We start from the raw sequence: 12712 nt of genomic DNA, 5'->3' as shown, positions 1-12712 counted from the left end.
GTCGAATTCCTTACTTGACCGCGCCTTCGGTGAGGCCGCTGACGAAACCGCGCCCGATCAGTGCGAATATCGCAACCACCGGCAAGATCGCGACCGTCGCACCGGCCAGGAGCAGGCCCCAGTCGATCTGGTATTGTCCGATGATGCCGGAGAAGCCGACCGGCAGCGTCCGCTTGGCGTCGGAGAGAATGAGCACCGAGGCGAAGACATATTCCGTCCATGCGGTGACGAAGGCGTAGATCCCGACCGAGGCGATGCCGGGCGCGATCAGCGGGATCATGATGCGGCGCAGGATGGTGAGCGTCGGCGCGCCGTCCATCACGGCCGCCTCCTCGATTTCCTTCGGCACGCCCGCGAGGAAAGAGCGCAGCATCCAGATCGAGAAGGGCAGCGCGAAGGCGACGTTGACGATGATCAGAGCCGGCAGCCTGTCGACCAGCCCCACCTTGGCGAACAGGCCGAAGAGCGGAATCAGCACGACGATCGACGGGAAGGCGTAGGCGAGGAGGATCGTGCGGTAGAGGATGCCGCGTCCAGGGAAGTCGAGCCGGAAGAACGCATAGGCAGCCGGGATCGCGAGCAGCAAGGTCAGCACGGTGGAACTGGCGGCGACGATCAGGCTGTTGACGAGATAGACCGGATAGTCCGAAGCCTCGAACAGCTTCTGGTAGTGCTGCAGCGTGAAGCTCTGCGGGATCATCGTCGGCACGCGCGAGATGATCTCCTGCGGAATCTTGATCGAACCCGACACCACCCACCAGAAGGGCAGGCCGATCAGGACGACGAAGAAGCAGAGACAGGCGATCAGCGTTGCGTTCAGTCCGAAGGAACGGTTCATCGGTCGTCCCCCCGGTCGAGTGCCCGCGTAGCGATGATGGCGAAGGCCATCAAAAGAAGCGTGGCAAGAACGGAGATCGTCGCCGCCTCCGAAAGGCGATAGCCCTTGAAGGCGGTCTCGTAGATCAGCACCGGCAAGGTGCGCGACCCGCCGGCGGGACCGCCGCTGGTAAGCAGCCAGATGATATCGAAGACGTTGAAGGACAGCAGCGTTCCGATGACGGCGAGCACGCCGAGTGTCGGCGCAAGCAGCGGCCAGGTGATGCGGCGAAAGCGCTGCCAGGCATTGGCGCCGTCAATCCGCGCCGCCTCATAGAGCTCGTCCGGTATGCGGTTCAGTCCCGCCAGCATCATCAGCGCGATGAAGGGAAACCACCGCCAGGAATTGATGAAGACCAGGGTGGACATCGCCGTCCACGGCGTCGCGAAGAAGCCGACCGGCCGTTCGATGATGCCAAGCTGGATGAGCAGCGGATTGATCATGCCGCCCGACGTCGAAAACAGCCAGCGCCAGATCACGACGACGACAACCGTCGGCACGATCCAGGTGAGGATGACCCAGGTCCGTGCGATCCGCACGCCGGGAAACTTCTCGTTGAGGACAAGCGCGGCGGCCAGCGCCAGAACGGTCTGCACGATCGCGTTGGCGACGACCCAGACGATGCTGAGACCGGTCGCGCTCAAGAACGCCGAGCCTTCCAGAACGCGCCGATAATTGTCGATGCCGACGAAGCCGCCCGGCGAACCGATGACGCGCACGTCCTGCAACGAGAGCTGGACCGCCTGGAGCAGCGGCCACCCGAGGGTGGCCGCCAGGAAGAACAGCGCCGGTGCGACGAGCGCGAAGGCAAGCGCTTTCGACTGGTGCATCCGGCGTTCTCCGTTCGATCTCAGTTCGAGACTTCTTCCATGCGCGCCTGGCCGGCTGCAACGGCCTCGGCCGCCGACTGGCCCGATACGACGATCGACTGCAGCGTCTCGGCGATGATGTTCTGCGCCGAAATCGCCGCGATCGACGGGAAGGTGCGGCCGCTGGTGAAGCCGAACAGGCGGCCGTTCTGGCCGTTGTCGATGATCGTCTCGACCTGCTCGCGATACTTTTCGACCATCGGGTCGGACCAGAAGCTCTCGGCCTCCGCGCCGTCGGCCGTCACCGGCATGAACAGGCCCGGCTCCATGTTGAGGAAGCGGCCATAATTCTCGGGCTCCAGAAGCCAGGAAACGAACGTCTTCGACGCCTCCATCTTTGCCTCGTCCTTCGACAGCAGCATCACGGCATTCGCGTAGGAGATGGTGTTGTGCTCCTCGCCATCCTTGGACGGGATCGGCGCGACGCCGAGGTCTGCCGCATCGCCTTCACCCTGGGTATCGTAGGTGGCGATGACGGAGAACTGCATGACCATGCCGCAACCGCGCGACGAGAAGCAGGCCTCGGCCTCGCCCCAGGTCCACGAGGTGGAGTCGGCTGGCGAATACTGCATCAGCTCGTTGTAGAACTCGTAGGACGCGACCGTCTCTGGGTTGTCGAAGCGCAGCGTGCCGTCTTCGTTGTAGATCTCGGTCGCCCCGCCATTGGTCATGACGGAATAGACGGTCTGGTCTGTATAAAGCTGCTTGTTGGCGGGCAGGCCCATACCGGAAACACCGTCGACCGACAGCTTTTCCGCAGCCGCGCGCCACTCGTCCCAGCTGTTCGGAACCTCGATGCCGGCTTCCTCGAGCACGCTCTTCCGGTACCAGAGGTTCATCGTCATGTTGTAGAGCGGCACCGCCCATACGCCGTCGTCGTAGGAATAGGCCTCGACGGCGGAATCCACGAAATCGTGCTTCTCGTCGAGTTCATCGACGAAATCCGCGACCGAGGTCAGCGCGCCGATGTCCTTGAGGATCGGCGTGAAGTCCGGGATTGCGAACAGCATGTCCGGGCCCTGTCCAGCGGCCAGCGCGGCTGGCGCCTTGGCGTAGACCTCGCCCCAGTTCTGCGGCTCCTGCGTCACCACGATGCCGGGATTGGCGGCGTTGAAGGCATCGATCAGTTCCTGAACGCGTTCCACGCGGTGCGGAGGCTGTTCCATGTGCCACAGGGTCAGCTCGACGGCATCCTGTGCGAAGGCCGCCGCAGGCATGAGCATCGTCGTGGCGAGCGCAAGCTTCATTATCATTTTCATCTCGTGTTCCCTTTCCTCACTCCACATTGCCCCTGACGAGTTTTCTCACAGGTGCGGGTTTCGGGGCCGAAACCGCGTCACCAGTTCCTGGTTGATCTCCTTGGCGCCGGGCATGTTGGCGCTGAGATAGATTGGCGCACCGCCCTCGCCGGACAGGCGTGCTGCGACCCCCGCCATGATGGCGTTGATGATGGTGACGCCGATCGCGGTCGAGACCGGTCCCACCTTCAGATCGCTGCCCGGCACGGAGATGACCGCGTCCCCGGGCGGTGAGCCATTATCGAGCACAATGTCGGCGAGATCGGCGAGGCGTTCTCGGCCATTGGCTGCTGCGGTCGAATAGTCGACGGAGGTTATGGCGATGACGGTCGCGCCACGTGCGCGCCCGATCCGGGCAGCTTCGAGCGGCGCGGCGTTGACGCCGGAATTGGACGAGACGAACAACACGTCGTCGGCGCCGATCGGGTAGCGGTCCATGATCGGGCCGACGATGCCCTCGGTGCGTTCATAGGCGGTGCCGGCGACGGCGCCTTCATGAAGCATGGTGGGGGCCGCGAGGATCGGCACCGTCAACGCCAGCCCGCCGGCACGAAAGTGCACTTCCTCGGCGAGCATGTGGGAATGGCCGGTGCCGAAGACATAGACCAGCCCGTCGCGCCGCGCCGCATCCACGATCGCATCCTCGGCGCGGGCGATCGGCTCCGCGAGCGCGCTCTTCAACGCTGCCAAGCGCTCGATCACGTTGGAGAAATAGGCGTCTGCGATGCTGCTCATGCCTGCGGTTCCCCTCCCAGGGACAGATTGACTTTCATGACGAAGAAATCGCCGCGATAGGTCGAGCGCACATATTCGAAGGCGTTGCCGTCCTGGTCGCGGGTCAGGCGCGTGAGGTTGAGAACCGCCGCGCCGGCATCCATGTGCAGCGTGCGTGCGATGCTGGCATCGGCCAGCCCCGCCATCAGGCTCTGCTCGGCGCGCGTTGGCACGATGCCGAACTGACTGGTCAGCGTTGCGTAGAGCGACGTGGTCTGGAAGTCGGCGAGGTCGAGCAGGCCCGGCGTGCGGCTTGCGGCGACGTCGGTGGTTTCGAGCGCCACAGGGGCGCCGTCGACGAAGCGCACGCGTGCCAGGCTGTGGACCCTGCCGGAGGCCGGAAGCGACAGCGCCCGCGCCGTATCCTCGTCGGGCTGGCGCGTTCCGGACGTCACGATCACGCTGGAAACGAGGCGGCCCTGCCGCGCCATCTCCTCGGTGAAGCCGGAAAGCGTTTCGAGCCGCTGCTCGATCTGCCTGCTGCCGACGAAGGTGCCGTGGCCGGTGCGGGTCTCGACGAGCCCCTTGGAGATGAGGTGCCGCAGCGCCTGGCGCGCCGTCATGCGGCTGACCCCCATGCGCTCGGACAAGACACGTTCGGATTGGATCTTCTCGCCCGCCTTCAGCGCGCCAGAAGCGATCTCGGCCTCGAGGTCGCTGGCGATCCGCAGATAGAGCGGGGCATTGTCCATACGCGTTCCCGTCGCTGGTATAGTCCAGCATGATATTGGTATATACCACTATCATTGACTCCGACGTGAACCGGAGTCAACGGTCTTGCCGCGCTATTTCAGAAGCGCGTCGCGAAACTGCCGGTAGCGCCGGAGGGCCGGTGCGAGCGCCGCGGCGCCCGACTGGTCCGGCATGTATCTGCGGCCCATTCCGGCGACGGAGGCCGAGGCCTCGTTGATGCTCGCGAAATCGCCGGCCGCCGTGGCCGCGAGCAGGGCCGCGCCGCGTGCGCCGAACTGCGAGCCGTCCGGTACCTCGACGGGCCTCCCGATCAGGTCGCAGATCATCTGCACCCAGATCGGATTTTGCGCGCCGCCACCGGTCAGCAAGACGCGGTCGCCATCAAAGGACAGCGCATCGAACAGGTCCTTCATGGCGAACGCAACGCCTTCGAGCACCGCGCGAAACAGGCAGGCGCGGTCATGGCGCGGAGACAATCCCGCGAACTGCGCACGCGCCGAGTGGTCGACCACGGGTGCGATGATGCCGCTTTCCGAAAGATACGGCAGGTAGGTCAGGCCATGCGCGCCGGGCGGCGTGCCTTTCAACATCCCGTCAAGCAGCGCGAAACGCTGGTCCTTGCCGGCGATGTCGGGTGCCAGCGCGGAAAATGCCCAGTCGAGATTGAGGGTCCCCGCCACGTTGACCATCGCGCGATACCATCGCTCGCCCGGCAACGTGAAGAGCAGGCCGATGTCGGCCGGCGCGAAGACGGGCCTGTCATGCACGACGCCGACCATGCAGGTCGTGCCGAGCACGGCCGTCGCGGTGCCCGCGGCAAGCCCGCCCGCGCCGATCACCGTTGCGGCGACGTCACCCGTACCCACCGTCACCGGCAGGCCGGGGGGCAGGCCCAGATCATCCGCGACCTCGGCACTCAGCCCGCCGACGAAACTTTCTGAATCCATCACGGGTGGCAAGAGGTGCTCGCTGCCTTCGATCCCGAACAGCGCGATCATCGCGGCGCTTCGCGTGCGGTCGCGCGCCGATCCCGGGATCACCGAGGCCTCGCTGCGATCCGTCGCGATCTTGCCGGTGAGCTTGAAGCGCAGGAAATCCTTGTAGCTCATGACATGGCCGGCCTGTGCCATGATCTCAGCTTCATGCGCCATCAACCAGGACAGGACCGGCAGGGTGCAGCCCTGCTGCATCACCGAACCGGATGACGCGAAGATTTTTGTCATGAAGGCGGAATCGCGGGCGATATGGTTCTCGATCAACGCCTGCGCGCGACTGTCTTCCCAGGTAATGCCGGGCCGCAAGGCATTGCCGTCCTTGCCGATCACCCATGCGCCGACCATGGCCGCCGTCAGGCCGAGCCCCCTGATGCGCGATACGTCATTGCCGATCTCGCGCACGGCTGTGCCAATGACCGCCCGCGCGGCGTCCCATGCCTCGCCGGGATCGAGCTCGCTCCAGCCGGGATGCGGCCGCATCAGCGTGGTGCGCTGCTGCGCCTCGCAAAGCTGCTTGCCCGAAAGATCGAAGATCGCCGCCTTGGTCAGCGAGGTTCCGGCATCGAGGCCGACATAAAGCGGACCGCTCACAATTGCTCCGAAAGCCAGACGGATTGGACGTGAAGATCGTCGCTCAGATGGACGAGGTCCGCCCGCGCGCCGGCGATCAGCCGTCCGCGTTCGTGCCCGATGCGCAGGAAGTCGGCCGGGTCGGCGGTGGCGCGGCGCAGCGCATCGGCCACCGGCATGCCGACCCTGTCGACCAGAAAGCGCAACGACGAGGCCATGTCGATGTCGGACCCCGCCAGTGTGCCGTCCTCGAGCGTCAGGCGCGGGCAATAGCCGCTGGCGTCACGCGTCACGGTGCGGCCGTTCAGTAGGAAGCTCTGCCTGTCGCTGCCCACCAGTGCCATCGCGTCGGTCACCACGAACAGCCGCCCCGGATCGCGCTTGGCGGCGAACGCGACTTTCAGCGCGCGCGGGTCGACATGGTGGCCGTCGGCGATAATGCCGCCCCAGACGCCGGGCCGTGCCAGCATCGCGCCCACGAGACCGGGCTCGCGGTGACCGAGCCCGCTCATGGCATTGTAGAGATGTGTCACCCCGCGCGCGCCTGCGTCGAACAGGGCTTCGGCCTCATCCGCCGTGCAATTGCTGTGGCCGATCGAGACGATCACGCCGGCTTCGCTTAGACGTGCGACCTGCGCCGGTGTCACCTGGTTGGCGGCGAGCGTGACCACCAATGCGCCGATCGCGGCCGCGGCCCGCGAATAAAGCGCGATGTCGCCCTCATCCAAGGGGCGCATGTACTGCGCCAGATGCGCGCCCTTGCGGGCAGGATCGAGATGCGGACCCTCAAGATGCAGCCCCGCCACCCCTGTGATCGCTCCGGATATGGCGGCCTTGAGCGCTGCCCTGGTCTTCTCCCGCGTGTCGGTGATCAGTGTCGGCAGAAGTGCCGTGGTCCCGAAGCGCCGATGAGCCGTGGCGATGTGCGCCATTCCACCCGGCGTCGGGTCGTCGTTGAGCAGGATGCCGCCGCCGCCGTTTACCTGCACGTCGATGAAGCCGGGCGACAGGATGCCACCATCCAATGTACGGATTTCCAGATTGGTTGAAGGCACGCCTGACGCGATGGCCCGGACCTTGCCGTCCTCGACGATCAGGTGGTGATCGTCAACGAGACGGTCCCCATCGAAAAGCCGTGCTCCGGTGAATGCCAGTCGCGCCATCACATGGTCTCCGTCACCTTGCGCAGATTGGCCGGTCTGTCGGGGTCAAGACCGCGCAGGCGGGTCGCACTTTCGATCGCACGATACCATGCCAGCACGAAGACGAGCGTGTCGGTCACCGGGTGCCCGGTAGCCGGCGTGCGAATGCCGTCGGGCAGGTCGAGGGTCGAGACCGGCACGACCCTGCCGCCGACGTCGCGCAGACGCTGGATTGCATCGAGCGTCCCGTCCAGCCCGGCATCCTCGGCAACGAAGACCACGACGGGAAAGCCCGGCTGCACCAGTTGCAGCGGGCCATGCATCAGCTCTGCCGTCGAAAACGCTTCGGCATGGATGCCGGCCGTCTCCTTGGCCTTCAGTGCGGCTTCAAGCGCTATACCGAGCACCGGCCCTCGCCCGCTGACATAGAGCGACGATGTTTCGGCGAGAAGGTTCGCGAGCCCGTCCGTGGAGGCGGGCTGTAGCGCATCGAGCGCATCCGGAAGTGCGTGAAGCGCGGTCTTCAGCCGCGCGTCGTTCGTTGCTCCTGCAAGGATGGCCTGCAACGCCGCGCAGGAGGCGATGAAGCTCTTCGTCGCCGCCACGCTGTTCTCATCCCCTGCATGGATTGGCAGGACGAGATCCGCCGCGCGCGCAAGCGGGCTGTCGGCGACGTTGACGATGGCCACGGTCCTGGCGCCGCCGCGCGCTGCCGTCTCCTGCAGCGCGACGATGTCGGGGCTTGCGCCCGACTGCGACACCGTCAGATGCACGCCGCCTTCCAGCTTCAGCGCCGCGTGGTAGACCGATGCGATCGACGGGCCGATGGACGCCACGGGGCGACCCAGCATGGTCTCGCAGACATATTTGAACGTCGTGACGGCGTGGTCGGACGAACCGCGCGCCGCTGTCGTGATCGGTCCGGCTGCGTTCGCGACCAGTTCGGCGGCAGCGGCGATGGCGTCCTGTTCGCGGTCGAGCAGGCGTCGCACGGCGCCGGCAGCCTCGCCAGCTTCGCGGAACATGAGTGTCTCGGTCACGAGCGTCCTCCGATGTCGAGTTGCGCGACGAAATCGAAGGCGTCGCCGCGATAGTGTGAAACGGTGTATTCGATGGGGCGCCCGTCCGGCAGGTACGCCACGCGCTCGCACAGCATTCCTGCTGTGCCGGGCTGGACCGAAAGAAGCCGTGCTGCGTCTTCCTCCAGCGATACGGCGCGCATGCGCTGCACACCTCGTGCCGGACCTACACCTTGTTCTGCAAGTGCCGCGTAGAGCGAGCCTTCGCCGAGATGCACGTCACGCACGAGCGTTTCTGGAAGCGTTGCAGCCTCGATCGCCAATGGCAGTCCGTCAGCGAGCCGCAGGCGCCTCAGACGAACGACGCCGGCGTCTTCTTCAAGGTTGAGCGCTTTTCGCTCCGGAGCCGATGCGATGGCACGGGTGAGTTCCAGGAGGCGGTTCGTCGGCTTTTGCCCTCCACGCGCCATGTCGTCGGAAAACGACGTCAGCCGCCAAAGCGGCTGGATCAGGGGCTGATGGGAGACACGCACGTAATTGCCGCTGCCGGGCCGCGTCTCCATCAGGCCGCTTGCGACCAGGTCGCGGTAGGCGGACCGCACCGTCACCCGCGACACGCCGAGGTCGTTGGCAAGGTTGCGCTCGGGCGGCATCGGCGCGCCTTCCTCGATCCGTCCGCTGCGGATAGCATCGGCGATCGCATGGGCAAGCCGCTTGTAAACCGGCCCGGCACCATCGAAGGTCAGAGATGCGACTAATTGGTCCATGATTGGTATTGGTATCAATCACAGACCAAAATCGCAATACGGATGAACCCCTAGTGGGCCGCTATGGTGGTGGAGATCGCTCCGATCCCTTCGATCTCGACGGTGCAGACGTCGCCCGGAACGAGAGCACCGACGCCGGCTGGGGTGCCGGTATAGATCAGGTCTCCCGGCAGGATGCGCATCGACGTCGAAAGGATGGCGATCACCTCTGGCACCGACCAGATCATCTCGGAAAGATCGCCGTCCTGGCGCCGGCTTTCGTTCACGGCGAGCCGGATCGAGCCGCTCGAAAGGTGCCCGGTCGCCTCATGCCTGTGCACGGGGCCGCATACTGCCGAGTGGTCGAAGCCCTTGCCCCAGTCCCACGGTCGGCCCAGTTCCTTGGCTTCTGACTGCAGATCGCGGCGGGTGAGGTCGTTCCCGATCGCATAGCCCCACACATGATCGAGTGCGGCGTCCTCCTCGATATTGAAGCCCTCGCGCCCGATCGCGACGACGAGTTCCGCCTCGTAATGCAGGTCATTTGTGAGCGGCGGGTAGGCGATGGTGGCGCCATCATCGACGACGGCATCGGCGGGCTTGGTGAAGAAGAATGGCGGCTCGCGGTCGGGATCCTTGCCCATCTCGCGCGCATGCGCGGCGTAGTTGCGGCCAACGCAGAAGATGCGGCGGACAGGCAGCCGCGCGCTGTCGCCAAAAACGGCCACGCTCGGCACGGGTGGTGGAGGGAACACGAAAGGCATCTTGATTTCCATGACGTTGGACAGGGTTCGAAGGCGTAGTGCATTCCAGAGCGATCTGGAAGACTATCGTCATCGGCTCGGCCTGCGGGTTCTCGTTTCGCATGGCAGCCATGCAGCGGCACTGCTTGACCGGTGAAGCGGCGTGCGATCTGATCCCGCCGGGTGGAGCGATCTCAGGGAGGGTATGCGTCCATGTCCAAAGCGGAAATCGGGCTCATTGGCCTCGGGGTCATGGGGTCAAACCTCGCCCTCAACATCGCCGAGAAGGGTTATCCCGTCGCGGTGTACAATCGCACCTCGACGAAGACCGGACAGTTCTTCGAGAATGCTGGCACGCTGCGCGAAAACATCGTGCCGTGCTCGACGCTCGAAGAACTGGTCGCGCAAATCAAGCCGCCGAGACCGATCATCCTGATGGTACAGGCGGGCAAGGCAGTCGACGAGCAGATCGCCGTCCTGCGCGACCTCCTGTCCGAAGGCGACATCATCATCGACGCGGGCAACGCCAATTTCCGCGATACAATCCGCCGCTTCGAGGAACTCGACGATTCCGGCCTCACCTTCATCGGCATGGGGGTCTCGGGCGGCGAAGAAGGCGCGCGCCACGGACCGTCGATCATGGTCGGCGGCAAGGAAGATGCCTACAGGCGCGTCGAATCCGTGCTCACCGCCATCGCGGCTCGCTTCGAAGGCGAGCCTTGCTGCGCATGGCTGGGCGAGGGGGGCGCGGGGCACTTCGTCAAGACCATTCACAACGGCATCGAATATGCCGACATGCAGATGATCGCCGAAATCTACGGCATCCTGCGGGACGGGTTCGGCATGAGCGCGCCCGAGATCGGCGCGATCTTCCGGCGCTGGAACGAGGGCCGGCTGAATTCCTACCTTGTCGAGATCACCGCCGCCGTGCTCGACGCGGACGACCCGATCTCCGGAAAGCCCGTGGTCGACATGATCCTCGATCGCGCCGGGCAGAAGGGCACCGGGCGCTGGGCCGCAATCGAGGCGCAGATGATGGGCGTGCCTGCCACCGCGATCGAATCGGCGGTCGCGGCGCGTAGCCTTTCGGCCGAAAAACCGCTGCGCGAGGCGGCGGCATCCGCCTACGGCTCGGATGACGCGCCAGCCGCCACTACGCCCGACGCCCGCTTCATCGACGACCTGGAACTCGCATTGTTTGCCGGCAAAATAGCTGCCTATGCGCAAGGCTTCGCGGTGATGGGGGAAGCGTCGTCGGAGTTCAAGTGGAACCTGCCGATGCCCACCATCGCGCGCATCTGGCGTGCCGGCTGCATCATTCGCTCGCAGTTCCTCGGCACGCTGGCCCAGTCGTTCGAGGCGGACAGCGCCGCCGAGAACCTGCTGCTGATCGAGGATTTCGTTGGTATGATGCGGGAAGCCAGCCCATCACTGCGAAAGGTGGTTTCGCATGCCGCACTGGGCGGGCTGCCGGTTCCTGCGCTGTCGGCGGCGCTGGGCTATTTCGAGGCGATCCGCCAACGGCGCGGCACCGCAAACCTGATTCAGGCCCAGCGCGACTTCTTCGGGGCGCACGGATTCGAGCGCATCGATGCCGCGGGCGAACATCACGGACCCTGGAATTCGGGTCTCGGCGGCTGACCCACCCGCTCGACGGTCTCGGGAACGTACAGGGTCTGTAGCGTCGTCGGATCAGCGCCCGCGATCGATGCCTTGACCGCCTTGGCGAGCTCCCGCCCCGCGCGGCGGAAATCCTCGTTGACCGCGAGAAGCCTTGGCCGGAACATCTGAACCAGGCGGCTAGACTGCTTCGTGACGATGTCGATGTCTTCGCCAAGACGCAGCCCGCACTCCTCCAGCGCCGAGACCAGCGCGAAGGCACCTGCGCCGCTGCCGCACACGATGCCGTCAGGCGGCGTCGGCCTGCGCATCAGCTTCAGAGCCTGCGCCTTGATCTCCTCGATCGGCATGTCCACCCAGGCATCGCGGAAAGGTAACTCCGCGGCATCCGTCTCGATCAATCCTTCGGCGAACCCGTCGCTCATGTGGCGGTAGTAGGTCAGCCGGGGCGTCGGGGCGAGCAGTGCGAGACGACGCCTGCCGGCTTTCGCCAGCGCGTGCACCGCCTGCCTTGCAAAGGCGTGGTTGTCGAAGTCGTGCCACGGATGCTCGATGCCCATATGGGTGCGCCCGTGCGTGGCGAACGGGAATCCGTGCTCGACGAGGTAGCGGACGCGCGCATCGTTGGGCTCGATTTGCGAAATGATGATGCCGTCCGCCGATTGCGTCTCCACCACGTAGCGCACCGGATCCATCGGATCGTTGTGGCCGGAAACCGGGGTGAGGATCAGGTGGTAGGGCGAGTCGGCCAGCTCCTCCGATACGCCGGAAATGATGTCGGAGATGAAACCCATGAGTTGCTCGTCGGTGTTGAGAACCAGCGAGATGACGTTGGTCTTGCCGGTGCGCAGGCGCACCCCTGCGCGGTTCGGCCGGTACCCGACCTGCCGGGCGATCAGCTTGACGCGCTTCTTCGTCTCTTCGCCGATGTCGGGCGCATCCTTGAGTGCGCGCGACACGGTGGTGACGCCCAGCCCGGTCATGAAGGCGATCGTCTTCAGCGTCGGCCGCGCGCCATCGGCCAACCCGCTCCGCTGCGTTCCGTCGCTTTCCTGCTTTGCCATCATGTCCACCTTCCGCCGCGCCGACATTTAATACAGCTCGAAAGGCTAAGCCAGCATCTGCACAGCCAATCCAACTGTAACGTTACAGTATGAGCCCGACTTCGAACAGACGACGCCGTTGAACGACGCCTGGCCGAGGTGCGCAACCGAGGTCTTGTTACCGGTAACGGTGCGACGCACCATTCCCCGGAATCAAGGGCTTATCGTTAAATAGAGCCTCATCATACCGCATTGCAGCAGGGAAACGTCCCTCTATCTCCATAAGCCGCGCCGCCATCTTTATTTCGCGCTCGGAAAAAAAT

12 protein-coding genes are annotated in these 12712 nt (G+C 65.0%); 1 reads left to right on the top strand and 11 read right to left on the bottom strand.

Annotated features, from left to right (window positions below):
• Positions 1-10 precede the first annotated feature (10 nt).
• From AAFN84_RS12125 to AAFN84_RS12080, 10 genes are all read right to left on the bottom strand, one after another.
• Complete coding sequence (locus tag AAFN84_RS12125; protein ID WP_347514808.1) at positions 11-838, bottom strand: carbohydrate ABC transporter permease; 828 nt, start codon at positions 836-838, stop codon at positions 11-13.
• Positions 835-1707, bottom strand: a complete 873-nt coding sequence (locus AAFN84_RS12120; protein ID WP_347514807.1) for a sugar ABC transporter permease — start codon at positions 1705-1707, stop codon at positions 835-837. The genes AAFN84_RS12125 and AAFN84_RS12120 overlap by 4 nt, the downstream gene beginning before the upstream one ends.
• Before the next feature lie 20 nt (positions 1708-1727).
• Positions 1728-2999 carry an ABC transporter substrate-binding protein gene (locus tag AAFN84_RS12115; protein ID WP_347514806.1) on the bottom strand — a complete coding sequence of 424 codons (1272 nt, stop codon included), beginning with the start codon at positions 2997-2999 and terminating at the stop codon, positions 1728-1730.
• A gap of 51 nt (positions 3000-3050) precedes the next feature.
• Positions 3051-3779 (bottom strand): SIS domain-containing protein, encoded by a 729-nt coding sequence (locus AAFN84_RS12110; protein ID WP_347514805.1) that lies wholly within the window; start codon positions 3777-3779, stop codon positions 3051-3053.
• A complete protein-coding gene (locus AAFN84_RS12105) occupies positions 3776-4510 on the bottom strand; it encodes a GntR family transcriptional regulator (RefSeq protein ID WP_347514804.1) in 735 nt (244 codons plus the stop codon). The genes AAFN84_RS12110 and AAFN84_RS12105 overlap by 4 nt, the downstream gene beginning before the upstream one ends.
• Before the next feature lie 93 nt (positions 4511-4603).
• Positions 4604-6097, bottom strand: coding sequence for an FGGY-family carbohydrate kinase (locus AAFN84_RS12100; RefSeq protein ID WP_347514803.1), 1494 nt, complete (start codon positions 6095-6097; stop codon positions 4604-4606).
• Entirely contained in the window at positions 6094-7239 is a 1146-nt protein-coding gene (gene nagA / locus AAFN84_RS12095) for an N-acetylglucosamine-6-phosphate deacetylase (RefSeq protein WP_347514802.1), read from the bottom strand. Before nagA ends, AAFN84_RS12100 begins: the two co-directional genes overlap by 4 nt.
• Entirely contained in the window at positions 7239-8243 is a 1005-nt protein-coding gene (locus AAFN84_RS12090) for an SIS domain-containing protein (RefSeq protein ID WP_347515121.1), read from the bottom strand. The genes nagA and AAFN84_RS12090 overlap by 1 nt, the downstream gene beginning before the upstream one ends.
• 11 nt (positions 8244-8254) lie before the next feature.
• Entirely contained in the window at positions 8255-9004 is a 750-nt protein-coding gene (locus tag AAFN84_RS12085) for a GntR family transcriptional regulator (protein ID WP_347514801.1), read from the bottom strand.
• 50 nt (positions 9005-9054) lie between these two features.
• On the bottom strand, positions 9055-9747 hold the full coding sequence (locus AAFN84_RS12080) for a fumarylacetoacetate hydrolase family protein (protein ID WP_347514800.1): 693 nt from the start codon (positions 9745-9747) through the stop codon (positions 9055-9057).
• Between the two features lie 192 nt (positions 9748-9939).
• On the opposite strand from AAFN84_RS12080, the gene gndA reads away from it, so the two are divergent.
• Positions 9940-11367 (top strand): NADP-dependent phosphogluconate dehydrogenase, encoded by a 1428-nt coding sequence (gene gndA / locus AAFN84_RS12075; RefSeq protein ID WP_347514799.1) that lies wholly within the window; start codon positions 9940-9942, stop codon positions 11365-11367.
• Here the strand turns inward: gndA and AAFN84_RS12070 are convergent.
• Positions 11334-12413 carry a LacI family transcriptional regulator gene (locus tag AAFN84_RS12070; protein ID WP_347514798.1) on the bottom strand — a complete coding sequence of 360 codons (1080 nt, stop codon included), beginning with the start codon at positions 12411-12413 and terminating at the stop codon, positions 11334-11336. The two genes, gndA and AAFN84_RS12070, sit on opposite strands and share 34 nt — an antisense overlap.
• Positions 12414-12712 lie beyond the last annotated feature (299 nt).

The sequence above is a fragment of the Mesorhizobium sp. CAU 1741 genome, from assembly GCF_039839275.1.
Classification (GTDB): domain Bacteria; phylum Pseudomonadota; class Alphaproteobacteria; order Rhizobiales; family Rhizobiaceae; genus Aerobium.
This window is presented reverse-complemented; position numbering and strand designations above follow the sequence as displayed.